Origin of the sequence: Erysipelothrix sp. HDW6B (assembly GCF_011301115.1) — a bacterium.
Taxonomy (GTDB): Bacteria; Bacillota_I; Bacilli_A; order Erysipelotrichales; family Erysipelotrichaceae; genus Erysipelothrix; species Erysipelothrix anatis.
Map to the genome: position 1 here is coordinate 481,142 of NZ_CP049860.1, position 20,352 is coordinate 501,493.

At 38.7% G+C, this 20,352-nt stretch carries 17 protein-coding genes and 1 riboswitch; of the genes, 16 read left to right on the forward strand and 1 reads right to left on the reverse strand.

From position 1 onward, the window contains the following. Positions 1–175: 175 nt before the first annotated feature. The 7 genes from G7061_RS02290 to G7061_RS02320 all read left to right on the forward strand — a co-directional run bounded on the left by G7061_RS02290 (position 176) and on the right by G7061_RS02320 (position 8,055). The gene (locus G7061_RS02290) at positions 176–2,353 is read left to right on the forward strand and encodes an InlB B-repeat-containing protein (protein WP_166118340.1); all 2,178 of its coding nucleotides are present in this window, start codon (positions 176–178) and stop codon (positions 2,351–2,353) included. A 111-nt stretch (positions 2,354–2,464) separates the two neighbouring features. Beyond that, a complete protein-coding gene (locus tag G7061_RS02295) occupies positions 2,465–2,998 on the forward strand; it encodes a ClbS/DfsB family four-helix bundle protein (protein WP_166118355.1) in 534 nt (177 codons plus the stop codon). 86 nt (positions 2,999–3,084) lie between these two features. Beyond that, a riboswitch (purine riboswitch) is annotated at positions 3,085–3,181 on the forward strand. Between the two features lie 418 nt (positions 3,182–3,599). Then, complete coding sequence (gene ade, locus G7061_RS02300; protein ID WP_166118357.1) at positions 3,600–5,366, forward strand: adenine deaminase; 1,767 nt, start codon at positions 3,600–3,602, stop codon at positions 5,364–5,366. An 18-nt stretch (positions 5,367–5,384) separates the two neighbouring features. After that, on the forward strand, positions 5,385–5,816 hold the full coding sequence (locus tag G7061_RS02305; protein ID WP_159639627.1) for a GNAT family N-acetyltransferase: 432 nt from the start codon (positions 5,385–5,387) through the stop codon (positions 5,814–5,816). A gap of 12 nt (positions 5,817–5,828) precedes the next feature. Continuing rightward, positions 5,829–6,626, forward strand: coding sequence for a DUF3100 domain-containing protein (locus G7061_RS02310; RefSeq protein WP_159639626.1), 798 nt, complete (start codon positions 5,829–5,831; stop codon positions 6,624–6,626). Between the two features lie 10 nt (positions 6,627–6,636). Beyond that, the gene (locus G7061_RS02315; protein WP_159639625.1) at positions 6,637–7,119 is read left to right on the forward strand and encodes a hypothetical protein; all 483 of its coding nucleotides are present in this window, start codon (positions 6,637–6,639) and stop codon (positions 7,117–7,119) included. A gap of 3 nt (positions 7,120–7,122) precedes the next feature. After that, positions 7,123–8,055 carry a nucleoside hydrolase gene (locus tag G7061_RS02320; RefSeq protein ID WP_159639624.1) on the forward strand — a complete coding sequence of 311 codons (933 nt, stop codon included), beginning with the start codon at positions 7,123–7,125 and terminating at the stop codon, positions 8,053–8,055. 59 nt (positions 8,056–8,114) lie between these two features. Here the strand turns inward: G7061_RS02320 and pbp4b are convergent, their stop codons facing one another. After that, entirely contained in the window at positions 8,115–10,274 is a 2,160-nt protein-coding gene (gene pbp4b, locus G7061_RS02325) for a penicillin binding protein PBP4B (RefSeq protein WP_166118360.1), read from the reverse strand. A 446-nt stretch (positions 10,275–10,720) separates the two neighbouring features. Between pbp4b and G7061_RS02330 the strand changes: the two genes are divergently transcribed. The 9 genes from G7061_RS02330 to G7061_RS02370 all read left to right on the forward strand — a co-directional run bounded on the left by G7061_RS02330 (position 10,721) and on the right by G7061_RS02370 (position 20,350). Then, on the forward strand, positions 10,721–12,469 hold the full coding sequence (locus G7061_RS02330) for an ABC transporter ATP-binding protein (protein WP_166118363.1): 1,749 nt from the start codon (positions 10,721–10,723) through the stop codon (positions 12,467–12,469). A 3-nt stretch (positions 12,470–12,472) separates the two neighbouring features. Next, on the forward strand, positions 12,473–13,249 hold the full coding sequence (locus G7061_RS02335) for a TrmB family transcriptional regulator (protein WP_159639621.1): 777 nt from the start codon (positions 12,473–12,475) through the stop codon (positions 13,247–13,249). Between the two features lie 235 nt (positions 13,250–13,484). Continuing rightward, positions 13,485–14,954 (forward strand): ABC transporter permease, encoded by a 1,470-nt coding sequence (locus tag G7061_RS02340; RefSeq protein ID WP_159639620.1) that lies wholly within the window; start codon positions 13,485–13,487, stop codon positions 14,952–14,954. Between the two features lie 12 nt (positions 14,955–14,966). Next, positions 14,967–15,656: an ABC transporter ATP-binding protein gene (locus G7061_RS02345; protein ID WP_159645480.1), complete on the forward strand. Its 690-nt coding sequence runs from the start codon at positions 14,967–14,969 to the stop codon at positions 15,654–15,656. Beyond that, positions 15,649–17,106, forward strand: coding sequence for a PASTA domain-containing protein (locus tag G7061_RS02350; protein WP_166118366.1), 1,458 nt, complete (start codon positions 15,649–15,651; stop codon positions 17,104–17,106). The genes G7061_RS02345 and G7061_RS02350 overlap by 8 nt, the downstream gene beginning before the upstream one ends. Positions 17,107–17,305: 199 nt before the next feature. Beyond that, positions 17,306–17,650, forward strand: coding sequence for a PRD domain-containing protein (locus G7061_RS02355; RefSeq protein ID WP_159636002.1), 345 nt, complete (start codon positions 17,306–17,308; stop codon positions 17,648–17,650). 12 nt (positions 17,651–17,662) lie between these two features. Beyond that, positions 17,663–18,022 carry a DUF2620 domain-containing protein gene (locus G7061_RS02360; protein WP_159639617.1) on the forward strand — a complete coding sequence of 120 codons (360 nt, stop codon included), beginning with the start codon at positions 17,663–17,665 and terminating at the stop codon, positions 18,020–18,022. 17 nt (positions 18,023–18,039) lie between these two features. Beyond that, on the forward strand, positions 18,040–19,335 hold the full coding sequence (locus G7061_RS02365) for a YhfT family protein (protein WP_159635997.1): 1,296 nt from the start codon (positions 18,040–18,042) through the stop codon (positions 19,333–19,335). Position 19,336: 1 nt separating this feature from the next. Then, complete coding sequence (locus tag G7061_RS02370) at positions 19,337–20,350, forward strand: amidase family protein (protein ID WP_166118369.1); 1,014 nt, start codon at positions 19,337–19,339, stop codon at positions 20,348–20,350. Positions 20,351–20,352: the final 2 nt, after the last annotated feature.

The window sequence follows — 20,352 nt, forward strand, 5'->3', positions numbered from 1 at the left end:
TTAATTAAAATACTATGACAATTATCTGTAATTGTCCTGGATTGCACATGAGGCAAGTGACTTAGTTATTTTTAAGCTATACAGGGTGGTGTTCGTGACGTGATTTGAGACATTTAATACATCTTGAACATGAAAACCTTAAATTTTATTAATATATTGTCAAGAGGTACATATTATGAAAAAAATAATAAAACTAGGATTTTCACTTTGCATGGTACTTTTACTCGTGCCAATCATGAATATCAGTGCTGCTGGTAAATCAATTGATGACTATTTTAGTCGTCCACAAACAGCCAAGGCTGTCGCTCAGGTCCTTAAAAAGACGGATGACATTACAGAAAACGATCTTCGGACCGTGAAATCTCTCTCTTTATATGAAGATGATGGACATGTGTCCTTTGATAGCGATCTAGGAAAATTAGAGAACTTGGAGTCATTATCAATTGCTAATACAGGTTGGACTTCTTTAGATGGTATTGAAGTGTTGCAAAATTCGTTAACCTCTTTGAGTCTATCCAATTTACCGATTGAGGATATTGCTGCGCTTGAGTCCCTAATGAATCTTAAGTCACTCACATTTACAGAACAATCAGATATAACACATAATGCAATTGCATCGAATGAAAATTTTTTGGTTCCTGTTGAGAATCTAAAGTTGAATACATTTACTTCGTTTTTTTCTCCGTTTAGTGATGAACATTTGGTTTCACTTTCTAAGATTGAATCACTAACAAGCCTAACCTTAAAGCATTCTATTGTGACGACTATCGTCCCAATCGCAAACTTAACGGATTTAAAGACATTAAACTTGAGTGATGCGCAGTTAACGAATTTGGATGGTGTGGAGTCGATGCACAACTTAAGTACGTTGAATGTTAGTGTGAGTGATCGCGGTCGTGAGCGAAATCAAATAACTGACTTTAGTGCTTTGACATATCCTTATTCTGAGACAGGTGTTCGTCGTAAGTTATCTATCGATGGCTTAACACCAATGTTGACGATGTCATATGATACTGAAAACGATGTCTATTTCTTGGATTTAGATTGCATTGTTCCACCGACAGCATCAGCAGGTTATGAGCCACTAAAATTAAGTGAATACGATATTCCTTATTACGGAACATTTGATGATGGGCGTGTTGTGTATGACAATGAACATGTCGAAGAAATTATTAATTCCGGCCATATCGACTTTTCTGCAGGAAACTTTCTTCTCTTATCATCCGATAGATCCTACGATGCTCAGGGTGTGATGTGGATGCGTATAAACGCTGTCGATTTACCCGAACTTGTCTATCATACAGTGACATTTAATAGTAACGATGGAAGTGAAATCACATCCCAATTAATTTTAGACAAAGAAAGAGTAGCACAACCTGAAGCACCTACCCGTGAAGGCTATACCTTTGACGGTTGGTTCCAAGATAGTGCCCTTCAACAAGCATTTGATTTTGATACGATCATCGAAGCAGATCTCACATTACATGCCAAATGGAATAAAATCGATGTCTATCATACAGTGACATTTAATAGTAACGACGGAAGTGAAGTCACATCCCAATCAATTTTAGATAAAGAAAAAATAGCGCAACCTGAAGCACCTACCCGTGAAGGCTATACTTTCGATGGTTGGTTCCAAGATAGTGCCCTTCAACAAGCTTTTGATTTTGATACGATCATCGAATCTGATCTCACATTACATGCCAAATGGAATAAAATCGATGTCTATCATACAGTGACATTTAATAGTAACGATGGAAATGAAATCGCATCCCAATCAATTTTAGATAAAGAAAAAGTAGCGCAACCTGAAGCACCTACCCGTGAAGGCTATACCTTTGACGGTTGGTTCCAAGACAGTGCTCTTCAACAAGCATTTGATTTTGATACAGTTATTGAAGCTGATCTCACGTTACATGCCAAATGGAGTAAAATTGATGTCTATCATACAGTGACATTTAATGGTAACGACGGAAGTGAAGCCACATCCCAATCGATTTTAGACAAAGAAAGGGTAGCACAACCTGAAGCACCTATCCGCGAAGGCTATACCTTTGACGGTTGGTTCCAAGATAGTGCCCTTCAACAAGCATTTGATTTTGATACAGTTATTGAAGCTGATCTCACATTACATGCCAAATGGAGTAAAATCAATTCTGATACCGATGAGTCAGGGAATACGAATCATGACGGTGAAACGCCAAAAATTGATGCAGATGAAAAGAAGGAAGTATCGGAAATTGCGATATTGCCGAATACCGGTTTAAATCAAAGTACTAATCTTATTTTAGCGGTTCTCGTAATTTTTAGTGGCTTATTAACACTGTTTGTGAGTATAAAAGGTAAAGAATAACCGAAAAGAACTCCAATTCCTGGAGTTCTTTCTTTCAATATGTCAATTACATCCACTTTGTGATTGGTGTATAATTTATATACTGGTAATTAATTCAAAAAGGAGCAGAGTATGGCAAGACCAACAACTAAAATAGATCTTCAAGAAGCGTCCGAAAAATCATTTAAGAAATTGATGACGTGTATTAACGATATGCCTGAAGCAGTTATAATGACGCCACTACGATTTGATGATGACAAACTGAAAGAAGCACATTGGCGCCGTGACAAGAGCGTCAAAGAAGTTCTCATTCATTTATACGAGTGGCATGAGCTACTACTACACTGGATTCAAAATAATCTCGAGGGTAATGACGTCCCATTTCTGCCAGATCCATACAATTGGAAGAGTTATGGTGCCATGAACGTTACATTCATTGAAAAGCACCAAATGACATCGTTAGAAACAGCAAAAGCAATGCTTATTAAAAGTCATGATCAGGTAATGTCGCTAATCGATACGCTCAGTAATGACGCTTTGTTTTCGAAAGCATACTTCAACTGGGCTCCAACATCAACAGTGGGAAGTTACTGTGTTTCTTCAACAACAAGTCACTACGAGTGGGCTTATAAGAAATTAAACAAACACTTAAAAATGAACAAATAGAAGTTCTATAAAAGTGTAGTTGATTATTCTTTAACAAATTATGAAGACGAATCTTTGTCATAAATATTGTATGTCGCTTTGAGTGTGGTATACTGTGTTTATTCCGTTATATAATGTCCAAATTGGTGGACAGTCTCTACACTTAACCGTAAATTAAGTACTATGACGTATTCTACGTTTGAGATATCGGAATTAGAGTAAGGAGATACTGATGAATCAGATATCTTATTTTTCTTGTTTCTCAAACTGTGAAACACTAAATTTACATCAAAACAGTCAGTTTACAGAATTCATTCTAAATTCTGATTTTTTAAGTGTATGCAATAAGACATTCCGTTCATCGATCTTTAGCAACTTTAACACGGTTGCATGTGTGGCAATACAATCGCTTTTAATGACAAAATATAACGAAAAACAAAGAACCTTTTTCGAAGCACGTGGTAATGCACGACTTCGGTATGCGAACTGAGCATAACGAGAGGTTCTTTTTTCATTGCATTGAAGGCCAGTATGTTTGTTTAAAATTACGGGATTAAACAACAACTGATGATTCAAGTGTTAAAAATGCGGCCCTTACTGAAGTTTAGTTGGGAGGCTCGTTATGAAGCTTAAATACACAGATAAAAGTAAGTTGATTGCGACTGCGCGTGGGGACGTTCAGGCGGATATCGTACTTACAAATGCACAAATTCTAAATGTCTTTACAGGAGAAATTCGTCTTGGGGACATCTATGTTTCTGATAATGCGATAGCGCACGTTGAATATGACAATCGCGATAATGTACATGGAAAAGAAATAATTGATGTGGAGAAAAGATACGTCATTCCAGGATTGATTGACGCCCATATGCACATTGAATCAACGATGCTCACACCGCGCAATTTTACTAAGGCAGCGTTACCACATGGGACAACGACCATTATTACAGATCCACATGAGGCAGCAAATGTCACTGGAGTTCGAGGTGTTCAATATATGCATGATAGTGCAGAAGGACTTCCGATGCGTCACTTTGTTGATATTCCAAGTTGTGTTCCATCAGTGCTTGGTCTTGAAAACTCGGGTGCAGAGTTTGGAGTTCAAGAGATTGAAACACTTGCATCATTGGATCGTGTTATTGGTCTTGCAGAAGTTATGGACTACTTGGGTGTAATTAATGGTGAAGCTCGTATGATGGACATTATTGCTGCATCGGAACAACGTGGTCTCTTTATTCAAGGTCATGCGCCATCAGTATCTGGTCGTGATTTGTCGGCATATATTTGTGGTGGACCACGAAGCTGTCACGAATCTCGTTCTGGAGCAGAAGGTTTAGAAAAACTTCGAGCAGGTCTATTTGTCGATGCACGCGAAAGTTCAATTACAAAAAATGTTAAAGATATTTGGGAAGCAGTCAAAGGTTCACGTTATTTAGATACGCTATGCCTGTGTACCGATGATAAAGAAGCGGAAGATGTTTTAGTGCATGGGCATATGAACGAAGTGGTGAACGCAGCCATTTCTTATGGAATGAATCCAATTGATGCGATTCGTTGTGCATCATTCAATACAGCGCGTGAGGTTCAAATAGATAACCTAGGGGCAATTGCACCAGGACACATTGCGGACATGCTTGTTGTGGATACTTTGGACGCAATCCATCCAGCGCGTGTCTTCTATGAAGGAAAACAGGTTGCATCAGAGGGTTCATTAGATGTTGAAATTCTTGCACTTGTAGATCCAATTGAATTAGAGAATACAGTCTTTGTAGATGAACTAAGTCTGAGCGACTTTGAGATTATCGCTCCAATTGAAAATGGAACAATCATGATGCATGGTATTGAATACCATTCACCACACTCTTCCCTGACAACTGTGTCTCAGTTTGAAATGGAAGTTGTGGACTCACGCATTGTTTTACCAGAGTCATTTAATTTTGTTGCTGTTGTGAATCGTCATAAAAATAATGATGGCATCGCATTGGGCATTGTCAAAAATTTTGGCATGGAAGGCGGAGCATTAGCGTCAACGGTTTCTCATGATTCGCATAACCTCACGATAGTCTACAACAACACTCAAAATGCCCTCTGTGCTGCGAATGCCTTGATGCATCAAGGTGGCGGTATGTCTGCAGTTAAAGATAATGAAGTCTTGCATACATTAGACTTACCTGTTTTTGGTTTGATGTCTCAGCTTGAAGCTGAAGCACTTGCCATCGAAAACCGAAAAATGAAGGAAGCCAATCGTACTTTAGGAATGACAGAATTTGTGAATCCACTAATGCGAATTACAACATTGTCGTTAATCGTGATTCCAGAAGCGAAAATGTCAGACTTGGGTTTAGTGGCGGTAAGTTCAAAAGAAATTAAACCATTATTTATAGTATAAGTTGAGGATTAGGTGTGCATGAGAACGATTATTCAAAATGTCAGAAATATGCCCGAATGGCATGCACTTAAAACAATTCGAAAAGAAGTCTTTGTATTGGAGCAAGGTTTGGATGAATGCGTCATTGAAGACATTCATGATGAAACGTGTACACATATCCTTTATGAAGATGCCGGAAAAATTGTTGCAAGTTGTCGTATTCGAAATGAGGGCGATGTTGCCTACATTGAACGTGTCTCTGTGGCAAAGGATTATCGAAACCAATCGCTAGGGAAACAGCTCATTATTGAAGCGGTTAAATTTATTCAGTCAAGTAGTGCATTGTTGATATCAATTTTTGCACAAACACAAGTCAGTCCGATGTATGAGAAACATGGTTTTGAAGTGAGTGGAAATAACTTCCAAATCTATGGGACATCACACATCAAAATGATCAAACATATAGTCTAAAGGGAGAAGACAATGAAAAAGGACAGTAACGTATTATTTATAGTTTATATCATGATTGTTATTGCGATATCAGAGCTAATCGGAATGCAGTTCGTAAATGTGGGGAATCTTACAATTCTAATCTTACCACTCGTCTTTGCAGTATTAATTACGATGATTGTGGGAATACCTGCATGGCGTAAAGGTATTATTAAAAAAGTTTATTCTGATACTAACATCAAATTTGCCGGAAGCAATTTAATCTTTATTATGTTGCCATTGATGGCTCGTTACGGTGCAGATGTTGCACCTAAAATTAATGAAATTATGCAATATGGATGGGTATTCCTTTTGCAATCTGTCGGAAATATTGGAACTGTAATTCTGGGATTACCAATTGCACTATTACTTGGTCTTAACCGTGAGGCCATCGGAGCTACATTGGGTATTGGTCGTGAAGGGGAATTAGCATATATATCTGAAAAATTTGGATTGAATGGGGAAGAGGGACGTGGTGTTTTATCTATGTATTTGGTTGGAACACTTTTTGGTGCACTATTCTTTAGTTTCATTCCTCCAGTTTTAAATGCCGTAGGATTTGATTATCGTGCATTAGCAATTGCTTCAGGTTTAGGATCTGCAAGTATGATGACTGCAGCATCCAGTTCAATAGTTGGGCTTCATCCACAATTTGCAGATACCATTACATCATTTGCTGGTGCAAGTCAGCTTGTAACAAGTTTTATGGGAACCTATATTATGGTATTCCTTTCGATTCCACTGATGAACTTTATGTACAAAATCTTTAAAAAAGAAAGAGCTATAAACTAGGAGGCCCATCATGATTACAATTATTAAAGAACAATTACCACGCTTAAAAATGCTTTTTGTTGGTGCATTTTTAATTCTATTTACACAGTCCATTAAACTCATTAAAAACCCAGCATCCACACCTATTACAAAAGAAACATTCATGGGCTTGGGTGTGCTTGTGCTTTTCTCATTTGCAGGTCTTATTATTACTGAGCTTATGAAGAAAACCGGCGTCAAAATTCTTGCGGATTTTCCGGTCCTTGGTTGGGTTTCAATTACATCTTTGATTTTCTGCCTGATTTCACCGTTCTTTATTACAGCAATTGGTGGTGTCGACTTCTTGTCAATCACAACACCGGTCTTAGCTTTTGCGGGAATTTCGGTAGCGAACAACTTGGGTGATTTATCTAAGAACTCATGGAAATTCATTATTGTTGCATTGTTCGTCTTCTTAGGAAGTTACCTAGGTCGAGCAATTATTGCACAATTAGGCCTATGGATTATTGGGTAAGTGATGAAAAAAATCATACTAGATGTTGACACAGGAATTGATGATTGTGTCTCACTTGCGTATATTTGTGGACACCGTGATGTTGACTTATTAGGTGTCACGACGGTCTATGGTAATGTTGATCGAGACGCTGCTACGCGTAATACGAAAAACTTGTTAAGTTTAATGGGCAGGGATGAAGTAGGTGTCTATAGTGGTGCTGAACATGCTCTTAACACTGATGGCTTTACTCAACAACGCGGAGGGGCAGTTTTTCACGGATTAAACGGAATTGGCGAGATTGCGTTGACTGATAGCATGCGTGCAATTCAATCTAGATCAGCGGTTGATTTTCTAGTTGACATGGCTCAGATCCATGGTGATGAACTAACAATCGTTGCGAGTGGACCACTCACAAATATTGCGCAAGCAATTTTGCATGATAAAGATGCGATGAAACGTTGTAAACGTGTCGTGTTAATGGGTGGTGCACTCACAGTTGCGGGCAATGTCAGTCCGGTTGCTGAGGCAAACATCTTTCAAGATCCACATGCTGCAAAAGTGGTTTTTGAAAGTGGCATTCCAATAACAATGATAGGTCTTGATGTGACATCGCGAGCCATTCTAAGTCGCGATGATTTAAAGCAATGGGAAACAAAGAGTGATACAACTCAGACATTACTTCAAATCATGGATCATTACTTTAAGGCACATGAGCTTATCTATCCTCAATGGGGCGGTGCAGCGATGCATGATCCTCTTGCTGCGGTTGTCGCGCTGCATGAAGATGTTGTTCGCACAATTACAATTCCACTTACAGTCTTAACCGATGCACAGCATTTGGGTCGTACAGTCTTAAATTTAAGTGCGATTGAAGATGTGATGTCGAGAACTGTGAGTGTTGCGATTGATGTGGATGTTGCATTATTTAAAAAACATTTACTCTCTACAATTTAATAAAAAAGGTACTGCTTTTAAAGCAGTACCTTTTTAGATGCATCAATGACAATTAATATCTATTCATTACTTTTACGCAGACTATATTTTCTTAGAACAATTCCAAGAACGATGAAACCAGCGGCAATGATAATAAGATTACTTGTTTGCACGCCTGTTGCTGGCAGTGTACCTGGTGTCGTTGGTGTTTCAGTATCGGGAATGCGTTTTAAATTATTGAGTGCGTTGTTCAGTGTGATGGTTGTTTGGTCCACAGTTTCTTGTGTAGCGGCGTCATCATTGTAGACTTCTTGCGCTTGTGTAAGAGCTGAGGTTAGCGCAGCAATACTTTCTTTGGTATACACCGTATGATCGATTGCAGTTGCCTTTTCAATGGTTGCTTTTAAATTTGCTTTATCAACCACAGGAGTGACTGTGATCTCAACGAGACCATCTAGTGCTGCTTGTATTTTTACTGTAAGTGCATCAATCGTTTCTTGGGTGTAGCTTCCTGCTTCAAGAAGTTCGGTTGCTTCTGTTATCGCATCTGTTAAGACAGCAACACTTTCCGATGTATAAAGACGTGTATCGATTGCACGGGCTTTATCCAAGATTGTCTCAAGTTCAGTTACATCAACCGTATCTTCAAATATGAGATACTTAGTATCTTCTGCAAATGTAGGTTCCAAAATTGTAATCATATTTTGAACTTCATCACTTTGTAGATATTCATTGGCTTGGGTATCTTGAGGAGCACGGGTTTCAAGAACACTAATTAAAGCTCGTAAAGCATTTCGTTTACTTGGTGTAGATGTCGCGGTCATTGTTGAGAACTCACTTTGGATCATTCCCACGAGGTATTCGTGAGCTGTTGTATCATCACCCAATCCAAGCGCTTGATAGGTAAGTTCAGAAACCATGCCGTAAGCATTCGTATTAAAGTTCTTGGTGTAGAAATCGTTATCGCCAGGACCCATGATTGGTGTATTACGTGAATTGGTCATCAAAGCCAAGGTAATATTATTGTCAGGATCTATTAGTGTTAACGTACCGGTCCATCCAGTATGGCCAATCGTATTTTTACTTGCAAAATCGGAGAATGCCCATCCGTAACCATTCGTGTTTCCTTGACGACGCCATCCGTATCCGTATGTATCATTTAGAGCACTTGGAGCTACGAATTTATCGATTGTTTCTTGAGAGAAGAATGTTTGGCCATCAACAGTTCCTTGGTTCAACATTGCGGTTGCAAGGATTGCGACATCTTGAGCTGTTCCAAATAACCCAGCATGTCCTGAAATTCCGCCCATAGAGTAGAATGCTTTCTCATCGTGCACTTGTCCAGTTACAACTTCAGTGCGCTCATTTTCGAATGAAATTCGCCCATCACGTGTATTTCCGTGCAGTTCGGATGAAACGGTGTCTTTTGTTGTAAAACCATGGTCTAACGGATTAAAAACTAATGAATCAAGGCCAAGTGGTTGATAAAAGTTTTCGTACACATAGGTGTCTAAGCGTTGTCCGCTAACTGCTTCAACGATAGCGCCAAGTAACATAAAGTCAACATCAGAGTATTTAACAACAGATCCTGGTTCCGAAAGTAAAGGCGTTTTCAACATCATCTCTAAAGTTAAGTCTCGGTCTTGCGAGAAGAGATAGTTTGATCCATCACTTTCGAGGTTTCCAGTATAATTTTGGTTGTGATATTGTGGATCCGGGGTGAATCCCGCATCATGTCGGAGTAAATGACCAACAGTGACGAGGTGTTTCGATTGAACGCCACGCCCATCATTTACAAATTCAGGAAAAATTGATACGACGGTTGTATCAAGCGTAATTTTTCCTTGATCTACAAGTCGTTGCATTGCATACACCGTTGCGTACATTTTAGTATTACTTGCAAGGTCGAATAGTGTGTCGGGTGTAACTTTGGTTCGTTGTGCCAAAGGTAAAACCTCGATTTGGTCAAGAATGCTTGCGCCATTTTCGTCGTAAACATTTTTGTAGTTGTTCGTGAATCCATAGGCTGAGTTTTTGACTAAAGACCCATCTTTAGTTACGGCAACTTGGACTCCCGTAAGTCCATATCGCGTTTCAGCGGTAATTATTTGATCAAGAAGTTCGAACATTTCAGGCTTTGCAACAGGTGCTGATGTTTCAGCATTTATAGGTGTTACAATCGTTAAAAGCATTGCGAAAACGAGTAATATGCTCGACACTACTTTACTTACATATTTCATAATTTCCTCCTCTAAAATTATAAAAAGAGCCCAAGGTAAAATCCCTGGGCTCTTGCTTAAGTTGCAACTTAATGGCACGCCACATTCATAGATTAGCCTATATATTTTCGGTTGTCAATCAAAAACAGGAATTTATGAAAGTGCATACAATCCACTAATTAGTGGATATCCGCGGTATGAGTGGGTTTAATAGCAAAATAATTTCTCGAAAATATATAAAAAACAGAAATATAATTTCATTTGGAATTTAGTTGATTAGTGAGCTAATTTTTTTATAAAAAAATCCATTCAAATGTAGGCTGCTTAACCAGTCAAAAATTGCATGATTTCTCCCCTAAAAATGAAAATCATTAAGCATAGATACTGAAACATGTAGCACAAAGATTGACAATTTTAAAGATAGGTATATACTAGTGGTTGCAATAAGTACTACTAGGGGGTTGTGTATGAAAAATAAACCTAAACATAAAACAAGTATGGCCCAATTCGTGATCGAGCGCTTAAGCAATCAAAAGATTACCGTGATGATAATTGTGGTGGCATTATTGGTGATGTCATATCTTCAATTTCTTATTCCACAAGTAACACGTTCCGTTATCGATGATATCATTCCAAATGGCACCGCTAATGAATTGTGGGTTCAACTTGGCGTTCTTTTCGCGTTAACGGCGGGACTTGCGCTTATTAATTATATTTCAAACAATGCAATTGCAACTGTAAGTCAGCGTGCTATCACTGATTTAAGAAATGAATTGTATGCACATATTATGAAACAGGACTATGGTTTCTTCGAGACGATTAAAACAGGAGATATCATGGAACATGTTTCAGCAGATGTGACGAATGTACAAGAATTATTTTCCAACAATTCTTTTGGATTAGTTGGTAGCATTGTCACTTTTATATGGGTCCTAACCTATCTCTTTATTCAGGATTGGTTGCTTGCTCTTTGTATTTCTGTAACATTCCCACTTCTATATTTTATTAACCGTTTCTTTAAGCGGAGTCTTAAAGTAGCATATCGAGCTGTGCGCCATGCGTCATCGCAAATCAATCAGCATTTACATGTTAGTTTGACTTCTATGGGTCTTATAAAGAATTATGCGAATGAACAGGGAGAGGTTCAAAAATTTGAGGCATTGACTGCGGATTATGATTACCATATTGGTGTTGCGGCAACGCTCCAATCGGCTTACGGTCCTACTCTTTCAATGGTGGATGTTATCGGTACAATCTTAGTTTTAGCCTATGGTGCACCCAAAGTCATGAATGGAACGATGACACTTGGTGTTGTGGTATCCTATATGTCCTACCTTGTCTTGCTACAACGGCCTATGCGATCGTTCAGCTCGATTGTGAATCGTGTTCAACAAGCTCGGGTTTCTTTTGATCGTATCCAACGTTTGTTTGAGGTCCAACCTAAGATTGTGAACAACTACATGGCATTACCAATGGTACGTCGTAATGATATTCAATTTAACAATGTAGTATTTCATTATTGCGATGGTGAGCCGGTTCTCAATGGCTTAAATGTGACGATACCACACGGTAAGATGACTGCCCTTGTGGGTGCGTCGGGAAACGGCAAGACGACACTTACGAAACTTTTAATGCGTCATTATGACGTCGTATCTGGAGAAATTCTGATTAATGATGAGGATATTCGAAATTACGAAATTGGCTCATTACGCCAAAATATCGCAATTGTTACTCAGGATGTGGATATCATGGATGGAAGCATTTATGAAAATATTACCTATGGGGCTTACAGTGCATCCATGCGTAATGTTGTGAGCGCAGCGCGTTCGGCCAATATTCTGTCATTTATTAAATCGCTTCCGGATGGATTCGATACACAAGTTGGTGAACGTGGTCTTAAATTATCGGGTGGACAGAAGCAACGGATTGCGCTTGCTCGGGCTTTCTTGAAACAAGCTCCCATTCTGATTTTAGATGAAGCAACAGCATCCCTTGATAACGAGTCAGAACGGTATATTCAAGCATCCCTAGACGAACTTCTTGTGAACAAAACAAGTTTAGTCATAGCACATCGATTGAGCACAATCCGCAACGCGGATAAGATTCTTGTGCTTGAAGGTGGTATAATTATCGAAGAAGGAACGCATGATGAACTTATCAACAAATCGGCACGTTATGCACAAATTTATGAATCTCAATTTAGGGATAAGGAGTAAGTAATGATAAAAGAACTTATGGCTCTGGGACTGACAGAGATTGAATCGAAATGTTATCTTTTCTTAAATGATAATCCTAACCAAACAGGATATGAAGTTTCAAAGCACATTGGTGTCTCTCGATCGAATGTTTATGCATCATTGAGTGCACTGACTCATAAAGGGATTTGCCGTGTCCAAGAAGGCAAAAGTACCACCTATAGTGCCGTTCCAATCGAAGATGTCTTAGATCGCTTGAAACAAGAATTTAAGCATTCCGCAAGTATTTTAAAACGCGAACTTCAAAAGAAACAAAAGGTAAATTTTGGATTTTACAGCTCGCAAGGGACTGACGCTGTAATGGCAATAATCAAAACGAATATATCAAAAGCACAATCTCAAATTATTGCGGATTTGTGGCCGGAAGATCTTGCAATGATTTTGCCACTTCTTGAAGAAGCCCAAGATCGAGGAGTCACCGTTTATTTATCTACATTTGAATCAGTTTCGACCACACTTAAGAATCTAATTGTGGATGAAGACACCCGTAAAGAAGGAGAGCATAGTAATTTTTCAATTCTTTGTGATGGTCAAAAAGTTGTTGTGGGAAGTTTGGATCATCGCCTTCAAGCGAGTGCAATCGAAACGCATCATCCGGCCATTGTCCAATTGGTTCAATCTGCCTTTGATCATGATGTTATCATGGCACAATTGATGCATAAACATCGTGATGTCTTAGAATCCGATTATCCTGATGGACTTCAGGAACTTGTAACCCAATATCTTCAAAAAAATCGTTAAAGCACATAAGGTGCTTTTTTTAATATTTCGTCGTTTTATACACAATAACTTCATACAATTCTCGCCTCAAGATGTGAATTATGTTTTCTGCATCAGACGTTCAATGCTATAATAACGGTACATATGTATGAATGTATGGGTGGGCATAATTCATAACGGGGTCAGCAATGTAACGCTGACATATTATATTGGATGATGACTTTCCTGTAGATAATTACGATAAAGGAGAGATACAATGAATCATTTTAAAAGAGCATGGCTCAGTGTCGTTCGTCGGAAAGGTAAATCACTGATTCTTTTGGTTCTCGTTTTTGTATTGGGGAACGTAATTGCAGGTGCCTTCTCGATACAACAAGCGTCAAAAAATGTTGAGAAAACAATCAAATATCAGTTAGGTTCAATTGCTACAATATCAATTGATAATGATGCAATCATGAAAGAAATTGAAGAAAATCCTGATTTTGATTTCTCAATCAAAGGTCTCAGTGTTAAAGAAATAGAGACAATTGGTGCTACAGATAGTGTGAAATATTATGACTATTCAATATCAGCAATGCTTCAGTCTGATACCTTAAAAAGTGTTGAATCAGAGGGTCCAGGAATTTGGCGTCAAAGTTCATCAGATGGATCGACTACACGATCAATGTTTGAGGTACGTGGTGTTCACAATCCTAAAGTCAGTTTAATTACCGAAGGGAAAATAAATCTTGCAAATGGACGTGTCTTCAGTGAAGATGAGATTAAGTCGGGGAAATTGGTAATCATGGCTTCAGAACCATTTATGAAAGAAAACAATCTGTCAGTTGGTGATTCCGTAACCTTGAGTAATATTATTAATGGTAGCAGTGATAGTGGCGAAGTACAGGATATTGACAAACGTGATGTAACGTTTGAAATCATTGGAACCTTTAATTCGGAAGCAATTAAAGACAAAGAAAATAATAACAATGCACAAGGTTTCCAAGGTCAATATGATAATTTACTCATCACATCAAACAAAGTTGCACTTGAAGAAGCTACCTTCAGTATGGAAGGACTCAAGAAACAATATCCAGAAATATTTGAAGATGATAAATTAACGATTGAAGAACGTATTATGCAAAATGTAACACCGGTATATGCGCTTAATGATCCTAAGGATGTAGAATCATTCCGTGCTGCGGTAGACCCGACGTTACCAAAATTCTATAAAGTAAGTACATCAAGTGATGCATACGACTCCATTGCGGGACCTGTAAAAGCTATGGATTCAATGGCTCAAATTACCCTAATTGTTGCGGTCAGTGCAACGATTCTGATTTTGAGCTTGGTAATTGTTTTATTCCTTCGAGATCGAAAACACGAACTTGGGGTCTACCTATCGCTTGGTGATCGACGTGGTCGTGTTGTTGGCCAAATTGTCATGGAAGTCATGTTGGTTGCATTTGTTGGGCTTACCTTATCGTTAGTCACAGGTAATTTCTTAGCGAAGGGTTTATCCAGTAATCTGATGAAACCTTCGGAAGACCCAATGTTTGGAATGCCAATGTTTAACGACTATGGATCGGGTCTAAATGAACAAGATGTTATTGAAGCTTATAAAGTTGAACTAACACCAGAATATGTTGGCTTATTCTATTTGATTGGATTATCGGTCACAGCAGCAAGTACAATCGTACCAACTGTTTATATTACACGCCTTAATCCAAAGAAAATCATGATGTAGGGAGGGACATGTATGTCATTAATCGAAGTCGATAAAGTCGAATTTTACTACCAAGATGGGGATCAACGACGTTACATTTTACGTGATGTTGATGTTCGCTTTGAAAAAGGAAAGTTCTATGCAATCCTGGGTCAATCTGGTTCGGGCAAAACAACACTCCTATCACTCATTAGTGCTATGGAAGAACCGGCAGGCGGACGTATTTTATATGAAGGTGAAGATTTAAAAACAATTGGTTATGAATCATACCGAAGAAATAAAGTGGGTATAATTTTCCAAAGCTATAATTTAATCCCGCACCTCACTGCACATGAAAATATTTTATTGGCGATGGGGATCACGGATAATGAATTGCCAGAAGGTGAGAGTACGGTTGCCTACAACCTTTTAGATTATATTGGCATTACTAAAACTAAGGCTGACCGACTTGTCACGAAACTTTCTGGTGGAGAGCAACAACGGGTCGCGATTGCCCGCTCACTAGCGACGAATGTGGATCTGATTCTTGCCGATGAGCCAACCGGTAATTTGGACGAAGATATGGAGACTGAAATCATTAATATATTTAAATCTTTAGCTCATGAACATAATAAGTGTGTGGTTGTCGTTACACACTCGAATGAAGTTGCGTCTCAAGCGGATGAGGGTTATTACCTTCGTAAGGGTTCGATGCGTCCCATTCAAGTAGGTAACGATGAGTGATTTTCTAAAAAAGTTCAGTCAAGAGAACTATGAACAAACGACGCAAAAAGAGAAATTGGATGCACATGCTTCCCAAACGAAAACTGTGCAACTCGAACCTGAACAACTCGTTGACGATACTTTACAACAATCACAAGAAACGGAATCATTAATAAACGATACAGATGCGCCTATGAATGAAGCCGATGTTTTAGTGGATTTAGAGGGAGAAGATGAAGCTCCTACGAAATCTTTAGATGAGTACAAACGTGAAGATGCAAATGAGTCCAAAGATGAGGAAGTTGAAATTGATGATGGATATAAAGCCCGTAAACGTAAGCAGTATCTGTTTATTGGAGCGGGTGTGACTGTCGCCTTAATCATCGGTTTTATTCTTTTCCATTTCATGACGACCGTGAAATATCCCAATTTTGTTGGGAAGCCTGTGACAGAATTTCAACAATGGGCAAAAGGAAATAGTATCAAAGCAGAAGTAACTGAAGAGTACTCTCTTGTCGATGATACTGGCGTAATTATGAAACAAGCGACTTCCGAAGGGAAACGTGTTAAGAAGGGAAGTACTCAAGGACTTGTTGTCAGCAAAGGCGCTGATCCACAACAAGTTGTACCATTGCCAGATGTTGCATCGATGAATGAAACCGAAATTAATAAATGGGTGAAGGATAATAAAATGGAAAATATCAAGGTTGTCCAAGAATACAGCACTGATGTTGAAAAAGGAAAATTCATTCGCCATGAGATCCGGGATAAAGATGTAACACCCGAAACCTTGAAACGTAAAGATACTGTGACAATCTTTGTATCCAAAGGTGCGGAAGTCTTTTCAAAAGATATCAAAGTTCCGGATTTCAAAGGTAAAACGAAAGCCGATGTTGAAGCGTGGCATAAAGAGAAAAAATTCGTATCGGATTTCGTCTATGAAGAAGGATACGATGACAAACTCGAAGTTGGTATGATTATTTCCCAGGGAACTGCTGTTGATACACAGGTATCGAAAGATGAATCCCTAACATTTGTAGTTTCAAAAGGGAAGGCAATCTATGTTCCAGATTTCTCACAGATTTCCATGGGAGAATTTAAAGACAATCCACCTACCGGCGTGAACGCAACATTGAAAGAATGGTACAGTGGCTATACCTACGGAACCTTCTTGGAGCAAAGCATCGCTCCTGGAACAAATATTGCTGGAACTCAAGACACTTCGGTAAAAGTGTATTATTCGATTGGTAAACCATATGTAGGTGAATTGATTGGTATGAAAGAAAATGAATTAGCTGCTTATTTTTACGCATTTAGAGACCGAGGCGCAAACATTAGCTATTCTGTTTCCTATGTTAAACCTGGTGGGTGTGAACCGAAAGGAACTGTGGTCGGAGCAAGTAAGTATAGTCAGTACGTTGCGATGGAAGATCATGTCTCACTGACAGTAAGTAATGGGAATTGTAATTAGTTAAGTATCAAATCTATGAGAAACAGTGTTCATCACTGTTTCTTTTTTTATGTTAGAAAACTCGCTAAAAGCGTGATTTTAGTGATGATAGCGCTTTAATTGATAAAGTAAACGATTACATTTTAATTGACAAAGCTTTTTTGACTGAATATAATGAAATTACAGATGAATATACAATATTTTGTACATAGGAGGTTTTGTGGAAACGAGATTGAACATTTTGCTTGAAAATAATGTCATTGACGCTGAAGTATATGCTTACGCAATGAAGATATTTCAAGAGTATGCACTTGAACATAACTGGAATGAGACTGCTACTGAGGTTTTTTTAACCCATCTCGCAATGGCGTCACAACGAATTCGAAATGATGATGTTGTTGCACCCATGGATGCATTTATCCTTGATGAGATTAAAGCAAGTGAACATTATGAAGCGGTACTTGAAGTAACGGAAAAAATTCTTGATCACTCAACAATCCCGTTTCCAGAATCAGAAAAGCAATACATTTGGTTACATCTCACGAATGTGTTGAACACCCAATAGGAGGACTTAAAGATGGTTAAAATCGTAGTCGGTGGACAAATAGACAAACAGGCAATTGCGGAATTAGCAAAAAAGATAGGAGGAGACAGTGTATCGATTGATATAAAAAGTGATCTTGATGCTGCGATGGCAATGAAGAGTGGACAATATGACTATTATATTGGCGCATGCAACACCGGTGGCGGTGGCGCACTTGCGATGGCAATGGCATTACTTGGTTCCGATCTGTGTTCAACAGTTTCGATGCCAGGATCAATCAAGGATGAATCATTCATGATTGAAGAAATAGAAAAAGGGAAAAAAGCATTTGGTTTTACTGCACAACACGCGGAAGTCGTTGTGCCAATTCTCATTCGAGAATTCATCAAATAACCTAAAGGAGAAGAACTATGGAATATATTATTATCATGGCAATTGGTGCTTTGGCATCCATCCTTGCCAATAAGGGTATTGCAGTCTTTAACGACGGATTTAGACCTGTCGTGCCACAATATTTTGAAGGTAAAATTAGCCGTAAAGAGTTAGCGGCAACCAGTTTTGCAATTAGCTTTGGACTTGTTGTTGGATTCGGAATTCCAACATCAATTGCTGCTTCAATTATTTTAATTCACTCCATTTTATTAGCGACTGATATTATCGGTACAATTTTTAAAGATGATTTAACGGGATTAATTCTGTCTGGTGTTGTTGGTGCTATTTATGGTGCAGCAATCCTTGGTGGATTACAGTTTGTTGTTGATCTCTTTGCAGCAATGCCATTTAACTTCTTAACAGCACTTGGAAGTGTTAGCGCACCTGTCACAGTCGCATTTGCAGTGTTCCCAGCTGTAGCGATTGCGATGCAACATGGATTCAAAAAAGGAATGATTACAGGAATTATTACAGTTCTTGTTTGGTTCGTTGTCAAAAAATTCGGTATCTTCACACTTGGTGAAGCTAAAGTTGCTTTAAATGCTGAAGGAATCTCAATGCTTGTCGGAACAATTCTTATGGTTGTTTTCGCAACACAAAATAAACAAGATACCAGTACATCTAATCAAGACTTAACCAACGTATTCTCAGGTCAAGTTGCACGTATTCAAAAAAACTGGTGGATTCTTGGAATCATGGGTGGACTTATTGCCGCTGGAACAAGTCTTCTCATCATTGCTGGTGACCCAACTTCTTTAGCATTAATGTCTGAAGGTCAAATGACCAGTGCAGCTATGGCAGCCTTTGCACGTGCGATTGGATTTGTCCCGCTCGTCTTTACAACAGGAATTGTTACTGGTGTTTATGGTCCTGCTGGAGCAACATTCGTCTTCGTGGTGGGTATTGCATTACATGGTAATCCACTGCTCGCGTTTGTTGTTGGTGCAGCTGTTATGGTTCTTGAAGTATTCCTAATTAATATCTTTGCGAAAGCTATGGATAAATTCCCTGGTGTTCGTGAAATGGGAGAGCATATCCGTACAGCAATGAGTCGTGTTCTCGAAGTTGCATTACTTGTTGGTGGGGTTATTGCTGCCGATAAAATGGCTGCAGGTATTGGTAGTTTATTCGTTATCGGATTCTACTTGTTAAATAAACAATCCAAGAAACCAATTGTGGATCTTGCAGTTGGACCGGTTGCAGCAATTATCTTCGGTATTCTCTTGAATATCTTATTGCTTATCGGACTTTGGGCATTACCGGTCGTAGCGTAATATGACAAGAAACGTTTCTTCATTTGCATTACGTACCTATCAAGCGCTCGGTGAAAAAGCTGTTGTCGAAGTCAATGTACAAAAAATCGTAGATTGCGAACAACGACTCAATCGTGAAGAAACATGTTATTACGTTGGTGTGAAAAACACCAACGTAATTCCCATTGAATTCTTAGAAATGCTTGAGTCACATGGCTATTTAATGCATACTCGCGATGCTATGGCCTTGAATGGGCGTGCCATAGATTTAGAACTGGTTAATCCTATAACAGGTCGCTATATGACTGGTTCATCAAGTGGTACTGCGGTTAATGTTTTTAAAGGGATTAATGACTTAGGAATTGGAACTGATGGCGGTGGCTCTGTTTTGGCACCGGCAGCGGCGCTTAACTTGTATGGATTTATCAGTCCCTTAATTTGTAATGATGCATTGTCAAAATATTCAAAAAAATCAACCGACAACATCACGTTTCAACCATCGATTGGGTTTATGGCTCGGGAATTTGAGGTATTACGGGATGTGGTTGCGCTAACGTTACCAGCAGATAACCAAGCATCGATTAACGTTGTCGTAAGTACACCAGATTTTGAACCGTATCAACAGTGTTTACGAATTGTTCAACATCATTTGGATGTTTCGGATTATACGAACCTACGCTATATCAATACAGATCGATCAATGATGATCGATGAGCTTCGTCATTTTGACTTTGATACCTCGGTGTTAATTACCTTTGAAGGTCCGATTGATTTTATTGAATATGGTGATTCTTTATCAGGACACTATGACGCACTAACCACAGCTAAACAGTCACAGTCACATAAAAATTATCTGAAAGTGATTAACATGTTAGGACTTAGTGCAATCAGCATTCCAACATCGCAACTCAGCACCAGCATTTTGATGATTTGCAAAAGTGACCCTACTTATATTCAGGCGATGATGGGTTTTGCACATCAAATTCCTTTCGAGCGATCGGCGCTTGAAAGCCGCTATTTTACACTACAAGAGTAAGG

Coding starts and splice junctions, on each gene's coding strand:
- G7061_RS02310 (WP_159639626.1), top strand. CDS start 5,829: ATGAAAAAGGACAGTAACGTATTATTTATAGTTTATATCATGATTGTT.
- G7061_RS02330 (WP_166118363.1), top strand. CDS start 10,721: ATGAAAAATAAACCTAAACATAAAACAAGTATGGCCCAATTCGTGATC.
- G7061_RS02360 (WP_159639617.1), top strand. CDS start 17,663: ATGGTTAAAATCGTAGTCGGTGGACAAATAGACAAACAGGCAATTGCG.
- G7061_RS02345 (WP_159645480.1), top strand. CDS start 14,967: ATGTCATTAATCGAAGTCGATAAAGTCGAATTTTACTACCAAGATGGG.
- G7061_RS02320 (WP_159639624.1), top strand. CDS start 7,123: ATGAAAAAAATCATACTAGATGTTGACACAGGAATTGATGATTGTGTC.
- G7061_RS02305 (WP_159639627.1), top strand. CDS start 5,385: ATGAGAACGATTATTCAAAATGTCAGAAATATGCCCGAATGGCATGCA.
- pbp4b (WP_166118360.1), bottom strand. CDS start 10,274: ATGAAATATGTAAGTAAAGTAGTGTCGAGCATATTACTCGTTTTCGCA.
- G7061_RS02290 (WP_166118340.1), top strand. CDS start 176: ATGAAAAAAATAATAAAACTAGGATTTTCACTTTGCATGGTACTTTTA.
- G7061_RS02370 (WP_166118369.1), top strand. CDS start 19,337: ATGACAAGAAACGTTTCTTCATTTGCATTACGTACCTATCAAGCGCTC.
- G7061_RS02365 (WP_159635997.1), top strand. CDS start 18,040: ATGGAATATATTATTATCATGGCAATTGGTGCTTTGGCATCCATCCTT.
- G7061_RS02315 (WP_159639625.1), top strand. CDS start 6,637: ATGATTACAATTATTAAAGAACAATTACCACGCTTAAAAATGCTTTTT.
- G7061_RS02335 (WP_159639621.1), top strand. CDS start 12,473: ATGATAAAAGAACTTATGGCTCTGGGACTGACAGAGATTGAATCGAAA.
- G7061_RS02295 (WP_166118355.1), top strand. CDS start 2,465: ATGGCAAGACCAACAACTAAAATAGATCTTCAAGAAGCGTCCGAAAAA.
- G7061_RS02340 (WP_159639620.1), top strand. CDS start 13,485: ATGAATCATTTTAAAAGAGCATGGCTCAGTGTCGTTCGTCGGAAAGGT.
- G7061_RS02350 (WP_166118366.1), top strand. CDS start 15,649: ATGAGTGATTTTCTAAAAAAGTTCAGTCAAGAGAACTATGAACAAACG.
- ade (WP_166118357.1), top strand. CDS start 3,600: ATGAAGCTTAAATACACAGATAAAAGTAAGTTGATTGCGACTGCGCGT.